The sequence below is a fragment of the uncultured Shimia sp. genome, from assembly GCF_947493595.1.
Lineage (GTDB): Bacteria > Pseudomonadota > Alphaproteobacteria > Rhodobacterales > Rhodobacteraceae > Shimia.
In genome coordinates this window covers 665011-689192 of record NZ_CANLRL010000002.1, presented here as the reverse complement: position 1 = coordinate 689192, position 24182 = coordinate 665011, and the positions used below count along the sequence as shown (strand labels likewise).

20 protein-coding genes and 1 tRNA gene are annotated in these 24182 nt (G+C 60.1%); 7 read left to right on the top strand and 14 right to left on the bottom strand.

Going from position 1 to position 24182, the window contains the following annotated elements; genetic code table 11:
- Window positions 1-137 precede the first annotated feature (137 nt).
- The 12 genes from Q0955_RS08800 to Q0955_RS08745 form a co-directional block, all read right to left on the bottom strand.
- Entirely contained in the window at window positions 138-1694 is a 1557-nt protein-coding gene (locus Q0955_RS08800) for a relaxase/mobilization nuclease domain-containing protein (RefSeq protein WP_299423161.1), read from the bottom strand.
- Window positions 1691-2164: a plasmid mobilization relaxosome protein MobC gene (gene mobC / locus Q0955_RS08795; RefSeq protein WP_299423159.1), complete on the bottom strand. Its 474-nt coding sequence runs from the start codon at window positions 2162-2164 to the stop codon at window positions 1691-1693. Before mobC ends, Q0955_RS08800 begins: the two co-directional genes overlap by 4 nt.
- Window positions 2161-3018: a hypothetical protein gene (locus Q0955_RS08790; protein WP_299423157.1), complete on the bottom strand. Its 858-nt coding sequence runs from the start codon at window positions 3016-3018 to the stop codon at window positions 2161-2163. Before Q0955_RS08790 ends, mobC begins: the two co-directional genes overlap by 4 nt.
- Window positions 3019-3173: 155 nt before the next feature.
- Window positions 3174-3250 (bottom strand) — tRNA-Arg (locus tag Q0955_RS08785).
- A gap of 77 nt (window positions 3251-3327) precedes the next feature.
- Window positions 3328-3810 carry an RNA pyrophosphohydrolase gene (locus tag Q0955_RS08780; RefSeq protein ID WP_299423154.1) on the bottom strand — a complete coding sequence of 161 codons (483 nt, stop codon included), beginning with the start codon at window positions 3808-3810 and terminating at the stop codon, window positions 3328-3330.
- 183 nt (window positions 3811-3993) lie between these two features.
- Window positions 3994-5331 carry a S41 family peptidase gene (locus Q0955_RS08775; RefSeq protein ID WP_299423151.1) on the bottom strand — a complete coding sequence of 446 codons (1338 nt, stop codon included), beginning with the start codon at window positions 5329-5331 and terminating at the stop codon, window positions 3994-3996.
- 4 nt (window positions 5332-5335) lie between these two features.
- A complete protein-coding gene (locus Q0955_RS08770; RefSeq protein ID WP_299423239.1) occupies window positions 5336-6436 on the bottom strand; it encodes a peptidoglycan DD-metalloendopeptidase family protein in 1101 nt (366 codons plus the stop codon).
- A 41-nt stretch (window positions 6437-6477) separates the two neighbouring features.
- Window positions 6478-7998, bottom strand: a complete 1521-nt coding sequence (gene gpmI, locus Q0955_RS08765; RefSeq protein WP_299423237.1) for a 2,3-bisphosphoglycerate-independent phosphoglycerate mutase — start codon at window positions 7996-7998, stop codon at window positions 6478-6480.
- A 174-nt stretch (window positions 7999-8172) separates the two neighbouring features.
- Complete coding sequence (locus Q0955_RS08760; protein WP_299423149.1) at window positions 8173-10212, bottom strand: hypothetical protein; 2040 nt, start codon at window positions 10210-10212, stop codon at window positions 8173-8175.
- Window positions 10209-12959 carry a DUF4159 domain-containing protein gene (locus tag Q0955_RS08755; RefSeq protein WP_299423146.1) on the bottom strand — a complete coding sequence of 917 codons (2751 nt, stop codon included), beginning with the start codon at window positions 12957-12959 and terminating at the stop codon, window positions 10209-10211. Before Q0955_RS08755 ends, Q0955_RS08760 begins: the two co-directional genes overlap by 4 nt.
- Window positions 12956-13840, bottom strand: coding sequence for a DUF58 domain-containing protein (locus Q0955_RS08750; RefSeq protein ID WP_299423143.1), 885 nt, complete (start codon window positions 13838-13840; stop codon window positions 12956-12958). Before Q0955_RS08750 ends, Q0955_RS08755 begins: the two co-directional genes overlap by 4 nt.
- Window positions 13837-14844, bottom strand: coding sequence for a MoxR family ATPase (locus tag Q0955_RS08745; protein ID WP_299423140.1), 1008 nt, complete (start codon window positions 14842-14844; stop codon window positions 13837-13839). The genes Q0955_RS08750 and Q0955_RS08745 overlap by 4 nt, the downstream gene beginning before the upstream one ends.
- A 55-nt stretch (window positions 14845-14899) precedes the next feature.
- Here Q0955_RS08745 and Q0955_RS08740 point away from each other — a divergent pair, with 55 nt between their 5' ends.
- Window positions 14900-15502, top strand: coding sequence for a DUF1285 domain-containing protein (locus Q0955_RS08740; protein ID WP_299423137.1), 603 nt, complete (start codon window positions 14900-14902; stop codon window positions 15500-15502).
- A gap of 91 nt (window positions 15503-15593) precedes the next feature.
- Window positions 15594-16346, top strand: coding sequence for a TIM barrel protein (locus tag Q0955_RS08735; protein WP_299423135.1), 753 nt, complete (start codon window positions 15594-15596; stop codon window positions 16344-16346).
- Window positions 16347-16425: 79 nt separating this feature from the next.
- Here the strand turns inward: Q0955_RS08735 and polA are convergent, their stop codons facing one another.
- Complete coding sequence (polA, locus tag Q0955_RS08730) at window positions 16426-19224, bottom strand: DNA polymerase I (protein WP_299423132.1); 2799 nt, start codon at window positions 19222-19224, stop codon at window positions 16426-16428.
- A 248-nt stretch (window positions 19225-19472) separates the two neighbouring features.
- Here polA and Q0955_RS08725 point away from each other — a divergent pair, with 248 nt between their 5' ends.
- The 4 genes from Q0955_RS08725 (at window position 19473) to Q0955_RS08710 (ending at window position 22899) form a co-directional block, all read left to right on the top strand.
- Window positions 19473-20528, top strand: coding sequence for a saccharopine dehydrogenase (locus Q0955_RS08725; RefSeq protein WP_299423129.1), 1056 nt, complete (start codon window positions 19473-19475; stop codon window positions 20526-20528).
- Between the two features lie 13 nt (window positions 20529-20541).
- Window positions 20542-21684, top strand: coding sequence for a saccharopine dehydrogenase family protein (locus Q0955_RS08720; protein ID WP_299423127.1), 1143 nt, complete (start codon window positions 20542-20544; stop codon window positions 21682-21684).
- Between the two features lie 80 nt (window positions 21685-21764).
- A complete protein-coding gene (locus Q0955_RS08715) occupies window positions 21765-22172 on the top strand; it encodes an SMI1/KNR4 family protein (protein ID WP_299423124.1) in 408 nt (135 codons plus the stop codon).
- A gap of 103 nt (window positions 22173-22275) precedes the next feature.
- On the top strand, window positions 22276-22899 hold the full coding sequence (locus Q0955_RS08710) for a LysE family translocator (RefSeq protein ID WP_299423121.1): 624 nt from the start codon (window positions 22276-22278) through the stop codon (window positions 22897-22899).
- Window positions 22900-22905: 6 nt separating this feature from the next.
- Here Q0955_RS08710 and Q0955_RS08705 read toward each other — a convergent pair whose 3' ends face one another.
- Entirely contained in the window at window positions 22906-23499 is a 594-nt protein-coding gene (locus Q0955_RS08705; protein WP_299423118.1) for an NAD(P)H-dependent oxidoreductase, read from the bottom strand.
- A 103-nt stretch (window positions 23500-23602) separates the two neighbouring features.
- Between Q0955_RS08705 and Q0955_RS08700 the strand changes: the two genes are divergently transcribed.
- Window positions 23603-24181, top strand: a complete 579-nt coding sequence (locus Q0955_RS08700; protein ID WP_299423115.1) for a TetR/AcrR family transcriptional regulator — start codon at window positions 23603-23605, stop codon at window positions 24179-24181.
- The last annotated feature ends 1 nt before the right edge of the window (window position 24182 follow it).

Here is a 24182-nt window from a genome sequence, read left to right as displayed (position 1 = left end):
AACCCCGAAGGCCTGAATGACTGGTTTTCCCGCATGTGCATCCATGGAGTACATTGCAGGCATGTCGCTGAATGCTGCAGAACGCGTTTAGGAATGCCGCTACAGATCTCCTAAACACCCCAACACTTGCAGTAAGATTAAAGCGAGTGACCTGCGCTACGGTGATTAATGCGGGCATCTAGCCCTCGTTCAGCCGCTTCTCGGCGTCTTTCGCTAGTTTCCAGCTGGTCTCTAATCCCGCCTGAAGCGTCTCGTAATTCTGCTCCTCGCGCAGCAAGTCGGCCAATGTGGCGACGGACGTGAGATGTGATTTCATCAATAGCGCCACGCAATGCGCCAAGCCATTCACCTTGCTTTCGATCCTGCTGGTCGAGCGTTTCTCCAAGGCGTGCAATTCCTTGGCTGAGCTCTCGCAGGCCGTCACCAACCGTTCGACGGATGCGAGTAATTCGCTCTCCAATGCTGTCAGGGGCTGCGTCATTTAGGGCTCCTTTATCTCGATGCAGATGATCGGCGTCTGCGCCAATGTGCAGGTCTTCAATTCGGTCCGGTCGGGGTCCATCGTCACCCATGTCTGCCCAGCCTGTTCGATCCGTGTCAGGCCAAGTTCCGTCAGCTCCGAGCGAGTTGTCAAAGCCGTCCAAAACCAACCCGCCATCAGCACCGTCGCGATCCAGGCTGAGACCATCGCCACGATCGCCCAGGGCGAGATCGTCAGCCAGCACCTGATCGTCTCGCTCCGCCTCTCCAATTCGCTCCTGCTGTCGCTCAGAAAAAACCTGATATCGGTCTCGATTGTATGCAGCGCGCTGGTCGCAATGCTGCTGAAATCGCTCCTGAAGCTCTCCAGCTGAGATGCCATCAAGGCGGCGTGGTCGCTGCGTACTGTCTCCAGGTCCGCGTTCAATTTCTCGGCGAGGCGGTTCGGCTTGCCAGTCGTCATGGAAAATCTCTCCTTTCAAACGCCAGCGCTCGCCGGTGTCGGGGTCTTTGGCGGTGATGTAATTCTTGCTGGCACGGGGGATCTCGAAGCCCGCGTCTGTGAGCGCGTCGATCATGCTGGCGCGGTCGGTGATGGTCCCGACACTGATCTGATCGAGGAGCCAATCGTGCAGCGCTTCGCGACCCTGCGCGCGCGTCGGCGCTTCACTCGTTGCCCTCACTTCGCGGGCGCGTTCTGGGTCCAAAGGGTCTGCCCAACCGTGCGTCTTGTTCAACAGGTCGCGTAGGCCGGAAAAGGCGGTCTCATGCCCCGGCGATGCGATGTTCAGCGCCTTGCCAGAGCTGAGCTCAAGGCGCGGCGTGCAAAAGTGCAGCTCGATGTTGCCCTCATGCGAGTGGCGCACCCAAAGGCAATCGTATTGATCCCTGTCCAGCCCGGCAAAGGCCAGAGCCTCAAATAGCTCAATGGCCTTTTGCTGGGCGTCGGGACTGGGATCATCGCTATCGGCAAAGCTGATCACGCCTGCGGTGTAGCTCCACTTGTTTGGGCTCGCATCGATCAGGTCGCGGGTCTGATCAGGATTGCCGTGCAGTACCTCGGGCAGCGGGTCGCGGATCTTGGTTTGCGGCTGGCCGGTGTCGTCGCGGATGAGGTTGCGGTTCTCGTCATAGGCAAGAACTTCACGCGCTGTCAGGTAGTCGACGGGGGCCGCACCGCCACCTGTGCCGGTTGAGAAGAACGAGATGATCATTCGCAGCCACCGCCTGTATGTGCCGCCACGATCTGCGCCAACTGTCGCTCGATGACCACAAGCTGAGCCGTGACCTTGAGCGCATCGATCTGGCTCGCACGGCCGGATTTGACCGCGCCGTTGATCCAGCGGGAGAGCTGATTGAGGTTGCCGCCGACGCGGGCAATCGCAAAGGTCAGCTTCGGGTCAACTCGAGGGACGGGCTTGCGCCGACGTGCCTCGGTCAGCCCCAAGGCCTCGCGCATCAGCGTGGCATTGGGTAGACCAGCGGCGCGCGCCTTGGCCACAAACGCTGCCTTTTCCGACGGGGTGCATCGAAAAATCACGCTCTCGGAAAGGCCCTCTTTGACGCCGCTTGCGCGCGTCTGGTTGGGGTTTGAAGGGGAGGCTTGCCGCCCCTCACAAGTCCCGCCGATGTAATCGGTGGGTAACCTTGCTCTCTGCTCTTCGTGGAGATCGGTCGCACTCATGCTCTGAGCCCCGCCGCCTCGATTTCAGCAGTGCTGACCAGGTTTGCGGCCAGCAAAGCTGTCACTTGGCCGGGTGTGATGTGGCGGCACAGGGGATGACGGTCTGTGACCCAATCGGCCAAACCTTTCAGCAATTCGGCCTCTTTGGCTTTGCCAGCTTCTCGCGCCTCCTCAACGTCGTGAAGGTATTTCAGCCAACGGCCAGAGCTGAACCAGTTGTCGGAAAAGCAGACCTTGGATCGGGTGAAGCCTTCGCTCTCGGCCGCATAGGCCCGCACAGCGTCCTCAAGGTCTTTGGCGTTCACACCATCGGCCAAAGCTTGGCGGATTTGTGAGAGGCAAACCGCGTTGCCGCGAACGCGATCCTCGGGATATGCGGATAAAATCCTTTCAGAAACTTCATCCTCCACCGCCGCCTTCGCGTGCGAAGGATTTGGTTTTTGATATGGTTTATATCTGTTCTTATAGGATTTGCCCTCTGGGGCAGATGGCTTGCCCTCAGGGGCAAATGCATCATTTTCCCTATCGGTCGGATCGATTTGCCCATTTGGGCAAATGGAGTTGCCCAGGGCATACCAACAGGTTCGGTCATAACGATCATCGCTGAAATTGCCCTTGATGATCAGCTCTGCGCTGACCAGCTTTTCGAGCGCTGTTCGGATCTGCTTTTCGCTCAGATAGGGGAACAACTCACTAAAGGCCGAGATCGAATTGTAAGTCCAATACCGCCCGTCTCGAAGGTTGCGGCGATTGGCTTGGTTCTTCTCGATCCAGAAGGTGATGTTCTGGAAAATCACCGCCGCGTTCAGGCCAACACGTCCGGCGATTTCGGGAACAAAGCTATGGCGGCTCATGATTGACCCTCGAAATACGCACAAACGTGCGAATTTTGTACAGGTTTTGTACGAGAAATCGGCCGTTTCAGCTGATTTCGGCCTGAAAGTTCACGGGACTTTTTGCAAGCTTCCGCACAACGTCCTGTAAATAAGCCATATTTTTCAGGTGGTTTTGGCGACCCCGGCAGGATTCGAACCTGCAACCTGCCCCTTAGGAGGGGGCTGCTCTATCCAGTTGAGCCACGGGGCCACGCAAGGGCGTTCTAGCGCCGCCGCTCGTGTTTGTCATCCGGCGAATTGCCTGAACTTTGGGCCAATCACATGCCCTCAGAGGCGCGCCTCAAAGGCAGCCACCACCTGTTCATACACCTCGCGCTTAAACGGCACGATATTGGCCACCAACTGATCCGCTGGCAGCCAGCGCCACTCGGAAAACTCTTGGTGGTCCAGGGTGATATTGACTTGATCGTCTTGCCCATGAAACCGCATCAGATACCACTTCTGCTTCTGGCCCCGGTATTTGCCTTTCCAGATACGCGACACAATCTCCAGCGGCAGATCATAGGCAATCCAGCCCTCGGTCTCCGCTTCAATGGTCACCAAATCTGCGGAAACACCGGTCTCTTCTTCCAGCTCGCGCAACGCCGCCGCGCGGGGCTCTTCGCCTTTGTCGATCCCGCCCTGCGGCATCTGCCAGGCTGGCTCTTTGCTGTCGATCCGCTGCCCCACAAACACGCCGCCCTCGGCATTCACCAGCATCACGCCCACATTCTTGCGATACGGCAGTTTTTCCAGCTCTTCAGGGGTCATTTGCGCACTCCAAACACAGATCTCTCCCCGTCCTAGCGAAGCGCCTCCCGTGACGCAATGCGCCAGGGTTTCTCCTTCCTCAAATATCCCGGGGAGTCACAGCCTATTGTGACGGGGCAGCGCCCCAAAAAACAAAACGGGCGCCCCAATCGGGACGCCCGCAGGGATGTCATCTCAAATGACTTACTCTTTTGGACCCAATGCCGACAGGCCGGTCAAGATATCCAGCGCATAAGCCAACTGGTAATCCTCTTCCCGCAGCTTGGCCGCCTCATCCGCCTTAGCACGATCTTCTTCGATCTGGCGGATTTCGTCCTCGGTCAGGCTGTCGTTGTTGAGGCTGCCGCGCAGATCCGCCTCAGAGCGGGTGCGACGGTTGGTGTCTTCGTCCTCCTCCGGAGTCGTATCCACACGACGCGGCTGCTCCACCACGATGTCCGGGCTCACGCCCAGCGCCTGAATGGAACGGCCAGACGGGGTGTAATACCGCGCGGTGGTCAGACGCATCGCACCATCTCCGCGCAACGGCATCACCGTCTGCACCGAGCCTTTGCCAAAGCTCTTGGTGCCCACGACAATCGCACGACGGTGATCTTGCAGCGCGCCTGCCACAATTTCGGAGGCAGAAGCAGAGCCACCATTGATCAGCACAACTATCGGTTTGCCTTCGGCCAAATCGCCTGGCTGCGCATTGTACCGCTCACCGTCCTCAGGGTTCCGGCCACGGGTCGAAACAATCTCCCCCTTTTCCAGGAATTCATCGGAGACTTTGATCGCTTGTGTCAGCAAACCACCGGGGTTGTTGCGCAGATCCAGCACAATCCCGTTCACGTTTTCCATGCCGCCCAGCTCTTCTACCTGCTCCTGGAAGCCGCTGATCAGGTTTGGCGTGGTCTGGTCGTTAAACGTCGTCACCCGCAGGACCACGCTGTCGCCAACGTTGCGACTGCGGACCGCTGTCAACTTAATGGTGTCGCGCACAATCGTCACGTCAAACGGCTCTGGTTCACCTTCGCGCACCACGGTGATCACAATCTCGCTTCCCACAGGGCCGCGCATCTTCTCAACCGCTTCGTCCAGGGTCAGGCCCAGCACGCTTTCGCCGTCCACATGAGTGATAAAATCACCCGCTTCCATGCCAGCCGCATCCGCAGGGGTATCATCAATTGGAGAGACAACTTTCACAAAGCCCTCTTCCTGAGTGACCTCAATGCCCAGGCCGCCAAACTCGCCGCGTGTCTGCACCCGCATGTCATCCGCGTCATCAGGGCTGAGATAGCTGGAATGCGGGTCCAACGAGGTCAGCATGCCATTGATGGCCGCTTCGATCAGATCAGCATCGTCCACCTCTTCCACATATTGAATGCGGATGCGCTCAAAAATGTCGCCAAACAGGTCAAGCTGTTCATAGACATTGGACTTGCGAGCACTCTCCTCTGCCAACAGTGGCCCGGCCACCTGTGTGGTGACCAACAATCCGGCCACAATGCCTCCCGCAGCGGCGGCGACGAATTTCTTCATAGACTTATCCATCCTCATTCGTTTGGAACCACAATTCCGGGTCCACAGGCGCTTTGCCTTCTCTGACCTCTATATAGAGCGTTTCTGAGCGCGCATTGCCAGAGGCTTCACCAGACTGTGAGAGAATTGCGCCACTTTCCAGCCCATTTCCTCCCATCAAACCAATTGGCGTACCTTCTGGGATCACTTCGCCCGCATCGCCATAGACCTGCGCCAACCCGCCCAACACAAAGAGTACGCCGGGTTGCGGCTCAAGGATCATCACATTTCCGTAGTCGAGCAGCGGGCCGCGAAACCGGATTGTCGCCGCCGTGGGCGCAACCACCAGCGCGCTTGGCCGTGTCGCCAATACCAAGCCCGGACGGCGAATCCCTGCGGCATCCGCTTCCCCGGCCCGGCGCAGCACGCTCGCATCCACCGGCAGAAGCAAACTGCCTTTGCGGTCCATCACATCCGGCAGATCAATTTCCTGCATACCCTCGACCTGCAAATCCACCAAGGCGCTGGCAAACCCTTCCAGCGTTTCCGTGGAGGCAATCATCAGAGCGGTTTGAACCGGGTCTTCGATAAAGCGCTTTGGCAAGTCGGTGCGGTCCGCAATGGCTTTGGACAACTCGGTGCGCGCGTCCTGAGCGCCTTCCAACCCGCCTTGCAACGTCTCTGCTGCGCCTTCTTGCAGGCTGCGCAGAATGGTCACCTCTTCCAAATCACGCCGCAGCTCCGCCGCGCTCTTTTCGAGTGCCGGCGTCACATCCGCCAAAATCATCCCGGACCGTGCCGTGCCCATAGGACCACCCGGATGCACCAAAATCACTTCGGGGGGCCCTTTGCCCATGCTCTGCAGCACGCCCAAAAGCCGGGCAATCTCAGCCTCTTGCGCCTTGAGTTGTTTGGACAACTGCGCTTCGCGAATGGCCGCGCGCCGCAATCCCGCCCGCAAAGCAGTCAAGCCAGTCTCATAGGCCTGCACCACACCGGTCAGGGATTTCACCCGATCACGCCCACCTTTGGCCTGAGCCAAGGCGACAGAGGCCGCCTCAAGCTGATCCACAGCCTCCCGCGCCGCCGTGGCCGGATCGGGCTCCGCCCAAGCCGGCCCTGCCATCAACGCCAAAGACGCCGCAAAGATATGCCTGCGCAGCTGTCTCAAACGATCAGGCTCTCTCCGGTCATTTCTTCTGGCTGTTCCAATCCCATCAGCTGCAACAGGCTCGGTGCCAGATCCGCCAGACGCCCGGCCCGCAGCCCAGCACCATCCGGCCCGTTCACCAGCACCACAGGCACCAGATTGGTGGTGTGTGCCGTGTGCGGCCCGCCGGTTTCGGGATCGACCATAACTTCGCAGTTACCGTGATCTGCGGTGACAATCATCGCACCGCCCACTTTTTCCAGTGCTGCCCGCACCTTGCCAAGCCCACGATCCACCGCTTCACAAGCCGCCATCGCCGCCTCAAGGCTGCCCGTGTGGCCCACCATGTCCGGGTTGGCAAAATTGGTCACAATCAGATCGTAACCATGTTCAATCGCCGCAACAAATTTCTCTGTGACCTCATCGGCACTCATTTCCGGCTGCAGATCATAGGTCGCCACCTTGGGGGAGAGCGGCATAAACCTGTCTTCGCCCTCAGCAGGCGTCTCTGCCCCGCCATTCAAGAAGAAAGTCACATGCGGGTACTTTTCGGTCTCCGCCAAACGGAACTGCGACTTGCCGTGTTTGGCCACCCATTCCCCCAGCGTATTTTTAATCTCTTGCTTTGGGTAGGCCGTGGTCATGTAGCCATTGTGCTGCTCGGAATAATCCACCATGCCCAGTACCGCCGCCCATTCAGGGCGTGCAGACGCATCAAAGGCATCAAAATCCGGCTGCGCCAGTGCCGCCAAAATCTCCCGCGCCCGATCCGCGCGGAAGTTCAAACAGAAGAACCCATCGCCGTCCTTCGCACCGGCATAATCGCCAATGGTGGTCGCCACGATAAACTCATCGCTTTCATCGCGCGCATAGGCCGCTTCCACGGCCGCAACACCGTCTGCCGCCTTGTGCGCAGCGTCACCCGAAACCCAAGCGCCAAACGCCTGGCTCACCCGCTCCCACCGATTGTCGCGATCCATCGCATAGTAGCGTCCGGTTACGGTGCCGACCTTCGCGCCCTCCGGGATCTGCGCCTGCAAGGTCTCAAAATACTCCAGCGCAGATTTTGGCGCCACATCACGTCCATCTGTGACCGCATGCAACACCATCGGCACGCCGGCATCCGCAATCGCCTTCATCGCCGCCAGCACATGGGTGATATGCCCATGCACCCCGCCGTCAGAAACCACGCCCATCAAATGCGCCGTCCCGCCGGTCTCTTTCAGCTTCGCAATAAACGCCTGAAGCGCCGCATTCTCAAAAAACGACCCGTCCTCAATAGCCAGATCGATCTGCCCCAGATCCATCGCCACCACGCGGCCTGCGCCGATGTTGGTATGGCCCACCTCGGAATTGCCCATCTGCCCACTTGGCAGCCCCACATCTGGGCCATGAGTAATCAAGGTTGCATGGGGTCCATCCGCCAGCATCGCATCAAAGTTAGGAGTTTTGGCCAGATAGGGCGCGTTTGCCTCAGTTTGATCGGACAGCCCCCAGCCGTCCAAAATGCACAATACAACGGGCTTTGGCGCCATGATCACTTGCTCCAATAGGTAAATCGGCCTCAATTACAGGCGTTCTACCGCGCAGGCTGCCGCGAAGGAACCGGTTTCTGATGGGAACAGGCGGAAAGAGGGAGAGGGGGCCAGCCCCCGCCGCCCATTCGGGCGACTCCCCCGGGATATATTGAGCCAAATGAAGCCGTGACGGTTTTACCGCTGGCCCTCACGCAGCCACCCCATCAAGATAAACCCGGACGCCATAAGCAGCACCAACCAGCCTGGCAACAACGGCGCGCGCGCCACATCCAGTGTCTCAAATGCCTCTCTCGGCGTCAGGCCAATCCAGTTGCGTCCTGCCGCCGGTCGACCTTCGCGCACATTTCGCACGCCCGGCACACCATCTTCTAGTTTCAGCACCCCACCACGTGTGCCCTCTAGCAAGGGCGACAAGACCTCCGCGCTGGCAATCGTGGTCTCAAACTCTCGCGGTGCCGCAGGGCCAAGCCCCACCACAGTTTCCATGTCATCCTGGGCAAGCCGATAAAGCCCCATTTCAGGCCCCTCATAGGTGGTCTCAAACTGCCCCGGCGTGCTCTCTCGCATCTCCAGCGTGACGGCCTCGCCGCTTGGCGTGGTGATGGTCATCGGCCCCACTGCCTCTTCCAGACTGCGCCGTACAATCCGCAGCGTCTGCCCGCTGGGCTCTGCCGAAAGCGCCTCTTCTTCCAACTCGGGCTCGCCCATCATCCAATGCGCCAACCGCCGCAGCAACTCCAACTGCGGGCCGCCGCCCTCGTATCCTCGCGCCCAGAGCCAAGCGTGATCGGAGGCCAAAAGCGCCACACGCCCCTCTTCCACACGATTGAGAACCAAAAGCGGACGGTCTTCGCTGCCGGTCATCAGCACATCTCCGGCCTCTGGTGTCACCTCAATCTGACGCAACCAGCGCCCCCAAGTGTCTTGGTCCGGCAATCCAGCCGTTACCGGATGGCGGGCCCCAAGCTCAGACACCACTGGCGCGTAAGCCTCATCCACCACCCGCGCGGTTGGGCTGGCGGGTAAGACCTCGGCCAATGGCGAGCGATAAATACTATCTGCGGAGGCATAGTCCGGCCCCGCAGCCACCAGCACAGCCCCGCCTTTGCGCACATAATCGGCCACATTTTCCAAATACAAAGACGGCAAAATTCCGCGCCGCTGATAGCGGTCAAAGATGATCAGGTCGAAGTCCTCAACTTTCTCCAGAAACAACTCCCGAGTCGGGAAAGCAATCAACGACAGCTCGCTCACCGGCACGCCGTCCTGCTTCTCGGGAGGACGCAGAATGGTGAAGTGCACCAGATCCACGCTGGCATCCGACTTTAGCAAGTTGCGCCACGTGCGCCCGCCAGGATGTGGTTCGCCGGACACCAACAGTACCCGTAACCGATCCCGAACCCCGTTGATCTGTACCAGCGCCGCATTGTTGCGATCCGTCAGCTCACCATCGGCCATCGGCACCGAAAACTGGATCACATTGCGCCCGCCATGAGACAGCGTCACCGGCAGATCAATATCACGATCGAGCGGCACAGAGAACCGCTGCGGATCGTCGCCGTCGATGGAAATATCCACCTCTACACGGTCTGCATCGGTGGGAGCTGCGCCGGTGTCTTCAATCCGGAGGGTCAGCGCCACCGGCTCCCCCAGAATGGCAAAGGCGGGCGCATTCTTGATGCTCAACCGCCGATCCCAATCGCCCTCACGCCCGGATTGCAGCAAATGGAATGGCGCTGGCAGGTCAGGAGCGCGGTCCATGTCATGCACCTGCCCATCACTCAGCGCGACAATGCCCGCAATCCGCCCGCGCGGCTCCTGCGCCAATGCCTCAGACAGCGCTGCCATCATCTCCGTGCCGCCATCACCATCCGCGTCCCGCACATCAATCCGGCGCACTTCGGTGTTGTCCCGTGCCGCCAGCCGCGCCTCCAAAGCCACCGCCGCGTCTTCGGTCTGCGCCTCGCGATCACTCAAGCGCTGACTGGCAGAGCCATCCACCAGCATCAGCACAATATCACTCAACGGGGCGCGATTTTCGGTCTGCAACACCGGCCCCGCCAGGGCCGCCAGGATCACAAGCCCCGCCGCCCCGCGCCAGGCCCACCCGGCCAATCCACGCCACAGCGCCACGGAAATGGCGAACGCACTCAGCACCGCCAAAACCGCCAAAAGCCAGAGCGGCACAATCGGATCAAACACCACGCCCGTCATTGGCCCAACCGATCCAGCAACGCAGGCACATGCACCTGGTCGCTCTTATAATTCCCGGTCAGCACATGCATGATCAGGTTCACTCCAAAGCGGTAAGCCAGCTCGCGCTGCCGCTCTCCGGCCCGTCCGCGTCCCACCGGGAACAGCGTGTTGCCACGTGTGTCCACCGCCCAGGCCGCACCCCAGTCATTGCCGCCAATCACCACCGGCGTGACGCCATCATTCAGGTTGCGAAACGGCATGCCTTCGATCTTCTCCGCATCCGCCGGGGCCGCCTCCACCCAGACATCGCGGCTCATGTAACGCCCCGGAAAATCCTGCAACAAGTAAAACGTGCGCGTCAGCACGTGGTCCTCTGGCAACGGGTCCAGCGGCGGAATATCCAGCCCTGCGGCCAGTTTCTGCAACTTCCGCCCCGTCGGGCTGCTTGCGCCAAACCGCGCCACATCACTGTCGCGCGTGTCAAATAAGATCATGCCCCCGCTGCGCAGATAGGCATTGAGTTTCGCATATGCCTCCCGCGACGGGCTGGGCTGATCCGGCGTGATTGGCCAGTAGAGGAACGGATAAAACGCCAGCTCATCAGTCTCCAAATCCACCGTCACCGGGTCCGCTGGCTCCACCGACGTGCGGAAATAGAGCACATTGCTCAACCCGCGCAGCCCGGCCAGGGCGACGTCATCCACCTCACGATTGCCGGTGCGCACATGGCCCAGCACCACCTCCTGCGCATGGCTTGCCGTAACTGAGGCCTCCTGCGCAAAACCGTCTGTGGCTGGCACCATCAACGCCAAAGCCACAACCGCCATCCTTGTGCCCCAAAGCCGACCAGAGACAAACAGCGAGGCCAAAACATCCAGCGCCAAAATCACCAAGGCCGCCGCGAGGAAATAGCCCGACAAATCCGTCGTGACCGCCCCGCGCAATCCTTCCACCGGCACTGTCACCGGCCAGGTCGCAGGCGCCAACTCTGTCTCTGGGTCCACCGCATGCAACGCCAAAACCTTTTCTCCGTCACGGTATAAACCGGGCCGTAGGTCCGGCCCCACGCGTCCTTCGGCCAAAGATTCCCCTGCCACACCGGGCAAGGTCTGCGCATCTTCCAAGCGGCCATACCCATCAAGCACCTTCAGCGGTTGCCAAGTGGTGCCCGCCAATCGCGCCTCCGCCTCTTCGCCCACCGCGCTTAACACCGCCAAGCGATCCAACATCTGCACAAACAAGCCGGACAGCGGCAAGCCCGACCACTCCGCATTGGCGGTCACATGAACCAGCACCACCTGCCCCTGCCCCACAGCCTTGCGGGTCACCAGCGGCGTGCCATCGCTCAAGCTGGCAATCACCCGCTCCGCCAAGGTGGGGTCCGGCTGCGCCATCACCTGCGCGGTCACCGTCACCTCATCGGGCACCGGCAAGCCATAAAACGGGCTCTCTACGTCAAACGGCGCCAGCGACTTAGGTTCGCCCCAGCTCATCGCGCCACCGACACTGCGCCCACCCGCGCGCAAGCGCACCGGCAACAGCGGGTCTTCCTCTGTGCGGCTGATCTCACTCGCCGCCAAACGTGGCCCAGCAAACCGCAGCAGCAAGCCGCCCTGCTCCAGCCAGTCAATCATCGCCGCCGTTTCACCCTCAGACAAAACCGCCACATCGGCCAAAACAATCACGTCCGGATTGGCCGGCAGGATATCCGTCAGCGCGCCCTCAATCACATCCGCTGTCGGCACCAAAGCCTGCCGCAGATAGTGCAACGGCGACAACAACTGCAGCCCCTCGCGGTCTTCCCGCCCGGCAATCAACGCCACCTCTCGCCGCCGCAAACTGTCGTCCGAGAGGGCCACTGCACCCGCCGAGCGCAGGCCCGCAACTTCAAACCGCGTCAACCGCGCGCGCAGCTCGCTCGGCAAGACAAGCGCGTTCTCAGTCGACTGCGCGCCTTCTTCAAACACCAACGGCAAGCTCGCCAAAACCTGCTCTGTGCCGCCCGGATCAGTGCCAATCGCCAAGGCCGTCACTTCGCGCGCCAGCGCCGCCTCGCTGCGCTGCGCCGACATCACCAGCTTGCCATCATCATAGGTCGGCGGCATCAGCGCCAAGGCCCCAAACCCAGTTTGCACAACCCGCACGTCGCCTTTGTTTTGCAACACGTCCAACAGCTCCGCACGGCTCGCGCGCGCCACACCGTCTGACAACCACACGGTGTCAAACCCCTCGGACTCCGCCAAGTCCTCGGCAAACGCGCGCACCGCCTCCGCGTCCGGCCCCCAGGCCTCCGGCAGCACGCCCGCCATACGCGATTTCCATGCATCCGCCTGTAGGAACAGCAACGGCTCTGGCGCGCTCAGCCGCTGCACCGCCGCCACGCGCCCATCCCGCGCCGCCTCGTCCAGCAACGCCGTGACCATATCCCGCCGCGCGTCCCAATCCGGCGCCGAGGCCCAACTGCCGTCCATCAATATCAACAGCGGCCCGCTGCCCGCCTCACGGTTCTGCGGGTTCAAAACCGGCCCAGCCAACCCAACAATCACCGCCGCCACCGCCAGCATGCGCAGCAGCAACAGCCACCAAGGCGTGCGATCGGTGACCGTATCCTCGTCGGTGAGGCCTAACAGCAGAACGACACCCGGAAACCGCCGCCGGATTGGCGCAGGCGGGATCGCCCGCAAAATCACCCACAAAACCGGCAAGGCAATCAGCGTCGCCAGCACCCAGGGGGCGGTAAATCCAATGGGAAGGCCAAAGATCATGCCCGCCGCTCCAATGCCTGATGCAACCACAACAGCGCGGTTTGTGCCGACTGCCCAGTGCTATGGTGACCATAGAGCCACCCAGTTGAACGACACAGGTCTTTCAATGCGGCCTGCCGCTCCGCCAACCGCTCCAAATAGCGCAGCTTCAAGTCGTCCGCCTTCTTGGTGTCGTGGCTCACAGTGCCGCCCATGCTCTCAAACACCGCCCGGCCCTTGAAGGGAAATTCCTCCTCCGCCGGGTCCAGCACCTGCAAACACGCGCCCACGACCCCACGATCCGCCGCTTTGGTCAGCGCCACCTGCACCGCGTCAAAATCGCCCATAAAGTCAGAAATAAACACCGCCCGCGCATGCGGCAGCATGGCCCGCGATTCCGGCGTGCCATAGTCTGGGACCTCACCATCCGCATCGTTGCGCAAAAACACCTCGGCCAGCCGCATGATCTGCAACTCACCCCTCCGTGGCGGCAGATCGGTCCCGGTCAACCCCACCCGTTCACCGCTGCGAATGAGCAGGATCGCCAGCGCCAAGGCCAAGAGCCGCGCCCGATCCGCCTTCTGCGGTGTGTCTTTGTCACTGGCAAACAACATCGACGGGGCCGTATCGACCCACATCATCACCGATTGCGCCACCTGCCATTCCCGCTGGCGCACAAACTGCGCGTCCGATTTGGCCGAGCGCCGCCAGTCAATCATGCGCAGGCTGTCACCTGGCTGTACCGGCCGGTATTGCCAGAAATCGTCGCCCATGCCCGCGCGTCGCCGCCCATGCTCGCCGAGCAAAACCGTACCCGCCAAATGCTCCGCATGGGCCAAAAGTGGCGGCAGGCTTGCCGCCTCCGTCTCAGCCTGGCTGCGCAGATAGGGGGCTGCACTCACGCGGCAGCTCCCACATTGTCGTAGCGCGCAACAGTCTCGGCAATCAGCCCCGCAAGGCTCTCACCCCGCGCCCGCGCCGCAAAGGTCAGCGCCATGCGGTGGCTCAACACGGGACCCGCCATATCCATCACATCCTGCGCATTGGGCGCGAGCCGCCCATGCAGCAACGCCTGTGCCCGCACCGTCATCATCAAGGCCTGCGCCGCCCGCGGGCCGGGCCCCCAAGCCACGCTTTCGCGCACGGCGTCAGTGGCGGTTTCATCATCCGGACGACAGGCGCGCACCAGATCAAGGATCAGCTCCATCACGCTTTCCCCAACCGGCATCCGCCGCAGCAGCGTTTGTGCCGCAATCAGCTCTTCCGCGGTGAACACCGCATGCGCCTCTTCCTCTTCCACACCGGTTGTGGCCAGCAAAATATCGCGCTCCGTATCACGATCCGGATAAGGCACATCAATCTGCACCAAGAAGCGGTCCAACTGCGCTTCGGGCAATGGATAGGTGCCTTCCTGCTCAATTGGGTTCTGCGTGGCCAGCACATGGAACGGCGCGTCCAGCGGACGGTCTGCACCCGCCACCGTAACCTGCTTCTCCTGCATCGCCTGCAACAGTGCCGATTGCGTCCGCGGGCTGGCGCGGTTGATCTCATCAGCCATCAACAATTGACAAAAAATCGGCCCCGGCACGAATCGGAACTCCCGCGCACCGCTCTCGCCGGTCTCCAAAACCTCAGAGCCGAGAATATCGGCGGGCATCAAATCCGGCGTAAACTGCACCCGGTTGCCATTGAGGCCCATCACGGTCGAGAGCGTATCCACAAGCCGGGTTTTGCCCAATCCGGGCAGGCCAATCAGCAGCGCGTGCCCCCCACAGAGCAAGGCCGAAAGCGTCAGATCAACAACCTGTTCCTGTCCGATAAAGCGCTTGGTGATCGCCGCCTTGGCCTCCGCCAATTTGCCGCCCAGCTCTTCGATCTCTGCGACAAGGTTGTCTGCATCCGCCATACTGTGTCTCCCGTAACGCTACCTGCTTACGTTGACAGTAACGCGCTCAGATGAAATGGCAAAAGCAATGAGGGAACAATTTCCTGTGAAAATTGACGCAGACACCATCGCCGCCTCCGCCACTGCCGCCGTAAAAGCGCGCGGCCCCGCGCCTGTGCACCTGTGGAACCCACCGCATTGCGGCGATCTAGACATGCGCATCGCGCGCGACGGCACGTGGTTTTACGAAGGCAGCCCGATCAATCGCCCCGCCATGGTGAAGATGTTCTCCAACATCCTGCGCAAAGATGGCGACAACTACGTGCTGGTCACGCCCGTCGAAAAAGTTGGAATCACCGTTGAAGACGCGCCTTTCATCACCGAAGATTTCGAGGTGACCGGCGAAGGTGACACCCAAGTTCTGACTTTTGAAACCCACGTAGGCGACTTTACCGCCGCAGGTCCGGACAACCCAATTCGCGTAGACATCGACCCAGACACGGATGAACCCGCTCCTTATGTGACCGTGCGCGCCAACCTCGAAGCCCGCATCACCCGCAAGGCGTTTTATCGCCTTGTGGAGTTGGGTATTCACCAGGACGTCAACGGCCAAAGCCTATTTGGCGTGATGTCTTCCGGCGTGTTCTTCCCATTTCTTCCCTCCGCCGAGCTGGGCTAAGCAACCTTCCGCCAAACCGTTCAAACTTGCGGAATTTCGGACTGTTTTCACGCAAGCAAAGCTGGAATAACCTTCATCAGAGGAGAACCCCATGCCCAAATTTGCCGCCAACCTGACCATGTTGTTTGCCGAATTTCCGGAGTTGGACCGCTATGAAGCCGCCGCCGAGGCGGGCTTTGAGGCGGTGGAAATCCTCTTTCCTTATGAGACACCCGCGCCGGAAACCCAGCGGGCTTTGCTGCGCAACGGGTTGTCGCTGGAGCTGATCAACTGCCCACCGCCCAACTACACCGGCGGCGATCGGGGTTTTGCCGCTGTGCCCGGCCTTGAGGATCGCTTTCAACGCGATTTCCGCCGCACCTTGCGCTACGCCGACATGCTGCGCGCCCGTATTGTGCACATCATGGCGGGGGCTGCTTCTGGCGATGAGGCCCGTACCACTTTTGTGGAAAACCTGAAATGGGCCTGTGCCTTTGCCCCCAAACAACAGCTCACCATCGAGCCGATCAACGACGTTGATATGCCAGGCTACTTCCTGAACAACTTTGATCTGGCGGCGGAGATTTTGGACGAGGTCAACGCCCCCAATCTGGCGCTGCAGTTTGACACCTATCACGCGCATAAAATCCATGGCGACGTGCTGGACTGCTGGGACAAGCACAAATCCCGTGTGCGCCATATCCAGATCGGCGGCCTGCCAGACCGCAACGAGCCGGTGAAGTCGAAACACTTCGACTACCCGGCCTTTTTTGAGATGCTGGATGAAAGTGGCTACACCGGCGCCGTCAGCGCCGAATACAAACCGGCAAAACGCACCGAACAGGGGCTAAGCTGGTTGAGCTGAGCCCTGTTGGGCGTTGCGCCACCCGCAAGGGCAGCGCAGTGGATATTTATAGTCAAATGAAGCAGGGCCATGGCGCGCCTTAATGCGCCTCCGCCCAATTGGCCCCACGTCCCGCATCCACAATCAACGGCACATCCAGCTTGATGGCAGGCTCAGTGGCCCGCTGCATCACATCCCGCGCCACTTCGATAGTTGCGTCCACCGCAGCGTCATCGACCTCAAAGATCAATTCATCGTGCACCTGCAACAGCATCTTGGCCGGCAGGTCTTTGATGGCCTCCGGCATGCGGATCATCGCTCGCCGGATGATGTCAGCGGCTGTACCTTGGATCGGCGCATTTATGGCTGCGCGATAGGCAAAGCTTGCCCGCGGGCCTTTGGCGTTGATCTCCGGCGTGTGGATTTTGCGGCCAAACAACGTCTGCACATAGCCGTGTTCTTTGGCAAAGGCTTTGGTGTCATCCATATAGGTGCGAATGCCCGGAAAGCGCTCAAAATAGCGGTTGATGAAGTCCTGCGCCTCGCCGCGCGGAATGCGCAGATTGCGCGCCAGACCAAAGCCGGAGATCCCGTAGATCACACCAAAGTTGATCGCCTTGGCGCGGCTACGCACCTCGCTGGTCATCTCCTCCATCGGCACATCAAACACTTCTGACGCAGTCATAGCGTGAATGTCCTGCCCATCCCGGAACGCAGCTTTGAGCGCATCAATCCCCGCCACATGTGCCAGAATGCGCAATTCCACCTGCGAGTAGTCCAGCGAGATCAGCGTCTTGCCTTCCTCAGCCACAAAGGCCTCGCGAATGCGCCGACCTTCCTCAGAACGCACCGGAATATTCTGCAGGTTGGGATCAGTGGAGGCCAGTCGCCCGGTGTTGGCGCCGGTTTGCACATAAGAAGTATGCACTCGCCCGGTGTCACTGTTGATGTGAGTCTGTAACGCGTCGGTGTAGGTCGACTTCAGCTTACTCAACTGCCGCCAGTCCAGCACCAACCCCGGCAGGGCGTGCTCAGTTGCGAGGTCTTCGAGAATATCCACACCGGTGGCATAGGCCCCGGTTTTGCCTTTCTTGCCGCCTGGCAGTTCCAGCTTATCAAACAGGATTTCACCCAGCTGTTTGGGTGAGCCAACGTTAAACGTACCGCCCGCCAGTTCGTGAATTTCCGCCTCCAGCGCCGCCATCTTCTGCGCAAAGGCATTGGACATCCGAGAAAGCGCGTCGCGGTCCACCTTGACGCCGTGTCGCTCCATCTGCGCCAGCACCGGCACCAAGGGGCGCTCCAAAGTTTCATAGACCGAGGTCACCTGCCGCCGGTGCAGCTTTGGCTTGAACAGCTGCCACAGGCGCAGCGTGACATCCGCATCTTCTGCCGCATAGGGCAGCGCATCTTCGATCGGCACCTTGTCAAAGGTGATCATGCTTTTGCCGCTGCCAATCAGCGTTTTGATCGGCACGGGTTGGTGGCTCAGATAGCGCTCGCTGAGCGCGTCCATGCCATGATTGTGCTCCCCCGCATGCAGCGCGTACGACAGCAGCATGGTGTCATCAATCGGCGCCACGGTGACGTTGTAATTGGCAAACACCTTGCAGTCATATTTGGCGTTCTGGAAAATCTTCAGCACCGACGGATCTTCCAGCATCGGCTTTAGCGCATCCAACACCTCGTTCAGCGGCATCTGCCCCTCTTGCAGCTCGTCGCCGCCAAACAGATCGTCGCTCGCGCCTTTCTTATGCCCCACCGGAATGTAGCAGGCCTCCCCCGGCTCCACCGACAGGCAAATCCCCGCCAGTTCCGCGACCATTTCGTTGAGCGAGTTGGTTTCCGTGTCCACCGCCACATAGCCACGTTTCATAATGGCGGCGATCCACCGGTCCAGTGCTGCGCGATCTTTGACCCATTCATATTTGGACGCATCAAACGGCACATCATCCGCCGCAGGTGCCTCATCGGCAACCCCTCCAACAGGCTCCGGAATACTTGGGGCCTCTACCCCCAGCTTGTCAGCCGCGCGCTTAATCTGTGTGCGGAATTCCATTTCCGTGAGGAAGCCCAACAGCACTTCCGGCTCCGGGTCTTGCACCTCCAGATCGTCCAGCGTGAAATCCAGCTCCATGTCGCAATCCAGCTGCACCAACCGTTTGGACAGCTCAATCTGGTCACGTTTCTCAATCAGCGTCTGGCGGCGTTTGGGCTGTTTGATCTCTTCCGCACGGTCCAACAGGCTTTCCAGATCACCATATTCGTTGATCAGCAACGCCGCCGTCTTGATGCCAATGCCCGGCGCGCCCGGCACGTTGTCCACGCTGTCGCCAGCCAGTGCCTGCACATCCACCACGCGTTCTGGCCCAACGCCAAATTTCTCAATAACCCCGTCGCGATCAATGCGCTTGTTCTTCATCGCGTCGAGCATCTCTACGCCGCCGCCCACCAGCTGCATCAGGTCTTTGTCCGAGCTGATGATGGTGCAACGCCCCCCGGCATCGCGCGCCTGACAGGCCAGCGTGGCGATGATGTCATCCGCCTCAAATCCCTCGACCTCTTTGCAGGCAATGTTAAACGCCTTGGTCGCCGTGCGAGTCAGCGGGAATTGCGGCACCAAATCCTCCGGCGCCGGTGGCCGGTTGGCTTTGTATTGGTCATACATCTCGTTGCGGAACGACTTGCCGGAATAGTCAAAAATCACCGCCACATGGGTGGGCGCATCTGGTCCGGAATTGTCCTCGATATAGCGCTGCAACATGTTGCTGAACCCGGCCACGGCACCAATTGGTAAGCCGTCTGACTTGCGCGTCAGCGGCGGCAGCGCGTGATAGGCCCGAAAAATAAAGGCCGACCCGTCGATCAGATGCAGGTGACATCCTTTGCCAAAACTCATGGCGCGCTCCCGTTTTGTTCTGCTTTGGCCCGTTGTGCCACGCCGCCCCGCGCGGTGCCAGTCGAAAACCTGCGCAAAGGGGGCGCTGCCCCCATCGCCGCAGGCGGCGACTCCCCCGGGATATTTAGAGAAGGAGAGGATGAAGGCAGAGAGTGGCGGGACCTGCCACGCAAAAGACGCGGCGGCGCGGCTCTTGCCATCGTCGCAAGGGGCTGATCTATGGAAAATCGAATATGAGGGGAACAGAGATGACGCATCTTTGGGTACGTGCCGAACAGAGGCAAAATGAGGAGCGGGTCGGTCTGACACCCGAAGGCGCAAAGGCGCTATTGGACAAAGGCATCCGCGTGACCGTGGAAGAAAGCTCTGTGCGGGCGATCTCGATTGACGGTTACAAGGCAGCTGGCTGTGACATCGCAGCAGAAAACAGCTGGCCCGAAGCCCCACGTGACGCGATCATCTTTGGCCTCAAAGAGCTGCCCGAAGACGGTACACCCCTGCCACACCGCCACATCATGTTTGGCCATGCCTTCAAGGGCCAGCACTCCGGCGTGGCGTTGTTGAAACGCTTCAAGGCGGGCGGCGGCACGCTGTATGATCTCGAATATCTGGTGGACGACACCGGCCGCCGTGTCGCCGCCTTTGGCTATTGGGCGGGCTATGCAGGCTCTGCGGTCACGCTGAAATCCTGGGCCGCGCAACAACGTGGCGAGCTCTGTGGCCCCGTTGGGGTCTACGCGGGCAAAGACGCCCTGCTGGCCGACCTCGGCGCGGAACTCGACGCGCTCTCCAAAGACCGCCCCTCCGCCATCGTGATTGGCGCGCTGGGTCGTGTAGGCACCGGTGCCGCCGACTTGCTCGAAGCCATGGGCTGCACCGTCACCAAGTGGGACATGGCGGAAACCGCCTCCGGTGGACCCTTCCCGGAAATCTTGGACCATGACCTGTTCCTGAACTGCATCTTTGCCCGCCCCGGCACGCCGGTGTTTGTGCCGCAAGAGGCGCTAAAGGCCGACCGCAAACTCACCGCCATTGGTGACGTGGCCTGCGACCCAGACAGCGATTACAACCCAGTTCCGGTTTATGACCGCGCCACCACTTGGGAGGCGCCTGCTCTGCGCGTGGCCGATGCTCCTGTGCTGGACGTCATGGCCATCGACAACCTGCCATCCATGCTGCCGGTGGAAAGTTCTGAGGACTACGCCGCGCAATTGCTCGAAACACTGATGAAACTCGATGACCTCAGCGACGGTGTCTGGACCCGCGCCGAGGCTGATTTCATCACCCATTCCAAAGACCTCTGAGGGGAGAAGAGACATGACAATCCATTGGTGTGGCACCGGCCTTTCCGCCATTCCCGGCCTGCGTCGCCTGATCGAAGATGGACGCGCGGTCACCGTCTGGAACCGAACCGTTGAGAAAGCGCAGGAAGCTGTTGGCGATCTGACAAAAGACATCCGCGCCTTTGACATCGCAGCTCTAGGAGCTGTGCTTGAGTCTGGCGACGTGGTCGTTTCGATGCTGCCCGGCGACTGGCACGTGCCGTTGGCCGAATTGTGCATCGAGAAAGGAGCGAACTTTGTCAGCTCGTCTTACATTGCGCCAGAGATGAAAGCGCTCAATGCCAAAGCCAAAGAAGCTGGCGTGGCATGCGTGAACGAAGTGGGCCTGGACCCGGGCATCGACCACTTGATGGCGCACGCCTTGGTGGCTGACTACCGCGCCTCTGACGCTTACGATGCGGACAACGCCATCAGCTTCATCAGCTACTGCGGCGGCATCCCCAAAGTGGCCAACCCGTTCCGCTACAAATTTAGCTGGTCGCCCCTCGGTGTGCTAAAAGCTCTGCGCAGCCCATCCCGCTCCATCCGTGACGGCAAACCGTTTGATGTGAACCGCCCTTGGGATGCGATCAGCAGCTATGAGGCCCCACTGGCAACGGCGGAAACTTTCGAGGTTTACCCAAACCGCGACAGCATTCCTTTCATGGAAGACTACAAGTTTGATCCGGACTGGAAAGTCGACACCTTTGTGCGCGGCACCCTGCGCCTGAACGGCTGGACCGAGGCGTGGTCTGACGTCTTTCGCGAAATCGAAACGCTCTCCGGTCCCGAAGGCGACGCACGGCTGAAAGAGATGTCCGATCAGTTCTGGGATGAAAACTCCTATGACGAAGGCGAGCCGGACCGCGTGGTGCTCTGCGTGGGCTTCAAAGCGGAAAAAGACGGCGCAGAGGTTTTCCACAAGACTTACGTGATGGACGCCTGGGGCGACGCACGTGGCACCGCCATGGCCCGCCTCGTGTCGATCCCTGTGTCCCTCGCGATTGAGGCCGTGCTGGACGGCAAAATTGCCCCCGGCGTGCACGCGGCGCCGTCTGAAGAAGCGCTGTTCTCCGAATGGCTCACACACATCGGCACGCTGGCACAGCACATGCAGATCGTCGATCACACGGCTTGATATTGCCTGAAAATCGATCAGCCTAGTTGCTTTTCCTTGCAGCTCAATCAATTTTGAGCTGCAAGACTTAGGAGCGGAATATGTTGGAAACCAAGCACTGGTCAGCACGTGTTGGCGCAAGCCCGGGCGTTTTGGAACAGTTGGTCGCAGCCGCACCTTTTGAACTGCCACAGGCCTATCTTGAGTTCCTTGCGGCAAGCAATGGCGGCGAAGGCCCCCTGTCGGAACAGCCATGTTGGCTGATCCTCGACTCCGCGGAAGATGTTTATGAGACCGAGATAAACCAGACTTTTCACGTTGATTTCCCGACTCTATTTGTCATTGGCGGAAACGGCGCAAGCGAGCTGTTTGCCTTTGCCAAAGACAACAGCGGGGCCCTGAAGGTGGTCTACTTCGACATGTACAATGTAGACCTCGAAACCAGCGTGGTGGAGATTGCACCCTCCTTTGACACGCTCATGGCATACCTCGAGCCCGCAACAACATAGAGTTTTGTCGCGCTGCCACCAACCGCGCGCCCACACCAATCCCCTTGCCAATTCCGCCTGACTGCGAAATCCTGCACCACAACTGTTGGGAGAGGAGCGCGACATGTCATTGGAAACCTGGATCGCGTTTGTTCTGGCCAGCGCCTTGGTTGTATTGATCCCCGGCCCCAACATTGTCCTGACCATCAACCACGCGGTGCGCTCTGGCAAACGCTCAGGCCTCGCGACCATTCCAGGCATCTCCGCCGGGGCCTTGGTCGGCATGTCCGTGTCCCTAATGGGCGCAGGTGCGATCCTCTCTGCCTCCACCACGCTTTTTACGCTGATGAAGCTCATTGGCGCGGTGTATCTGATCTGGCTCGGCATCAGCCTCTGGCGCGCACCCGCTGAGGGCATTGGCTCAAACACAGTGGATCAAAAGCCCCTCAAGCCGCTGTTCTGGCAGTCGTTCCTGATCAGCGCCCTCAACCCCAAAGGCCCGGCGTTTTACATCGCCTTTGTGCCGCAGTTTGTGACCCTGTCGCAGCCGGTGCTGCCGCAATTCGCAATCCTGATCGCCACCTTTGTGGGTGTCGCCACGCTCAACACCGTGTTCTGGCTGCTCTGCGCCAATGGGCTGCGCGGGCTGTTCCAGCACCCGCGCGCCATGCGGGGCCTCAACCGTGTGGGCAGCGGCTGTTTGATGGCGGCGGGCGTGGTGACCACACGGATCTCACGCCACACCTAGCTCAATTTAGGCCGCCTGCGCGCCAATCTCCGCCGCTTGCTTGATCCACTTGTCCACGGCCCCTTGCTTGGGGTCACTGGTGCCATTGAACTGTGTGACTTTCACCGGCTTGATGCCGACAAACTCCAAGATCTGCCGTTGAATCTGCACAATCATGGCGTTGCGATACATCAGCCGGAAGAACCACCCCGGCGTGTCCGAGAACAACAGCACCCGGCCCGTGCGCCCGGTCAACAATGGCGCCGGCAAGCCCAGCTTGGTGGTATTGCGCGTGTCAAACGTGCGCCCCGGCAACAACGCCCGGTCAAACAACCCTTTGAGCTTAGCTGGCAACCCACCCCACCACATCGGTGTGGCCACCACCACATGCTCAGACCACTCGATGTCTTGCAAGACCTGCTCCAGCTCCGGCTCCAGCGGTTTTTGGTTCACATAACCGCCAAAGCCATAGTCCGGATCAAACTGCAGATCATGCAGGTTGGTCATCCGCACCTGATGCCCCGCCTTACGCGCCGCTTGCGCGTAACTCTCCGCCACCGAACCTGTGAGCGACTCCGCCGCAGGGTGCCCGTTCAAGATAAAAATCCGTTTCTGTGTCATTGCGAATCTCCAAATATTGACCACGGTCAATTTCATCGCACACAAAAATGACCACGGTCAATTACAAATTTGACCACGGTCACAATTCGTGCCAAAACGGGCCATGGCCAAAGCAGTTCAACAACGCACCCTCAAAACCCGCGCCAAGCTTCTGGACGCGGCTCAAGCCGTGATTTCTGAAAGCGGATATGAAGCCATGCGAGTGGAAGAGGTGGTGCTGCGCGCTGGGGTGGCCAAGGGCACTTTTTTCTCTCATTTCAAAGACAAAGACGCGCTGATGGACCAACTCATTGGCGCGGAAATCGACCGTCATCTGGATGGCATAGACGCGCTGGATGCACCCACCTCCATCGCCGAGATGACCGACGCCATGATGCCGCTGATCACTTTTATGACCTGCGAACGCTATGTCTTTGACGTGATTCTGCGCCACTCAGGCGCGGCGGCCAACGCGGACATCGGCCCCATCGCCATGACCTTTGGCCGCCACGCCGAGGTCGTAACCAAATGGCTCTGGGACCAGCCATTTCGCAAAGACATCTCCGCCGAATTACAGGCGGAGGGCGTACAAGCCTTTATGGTGCAAGCAATCTCTCTGATATTTTGCAGCTTGCACAACTCGGTCGCCCCACGCGAACGTCTGGAAACCTATCTCACCGCGTGGCTGATGCCCACGGCCTGAA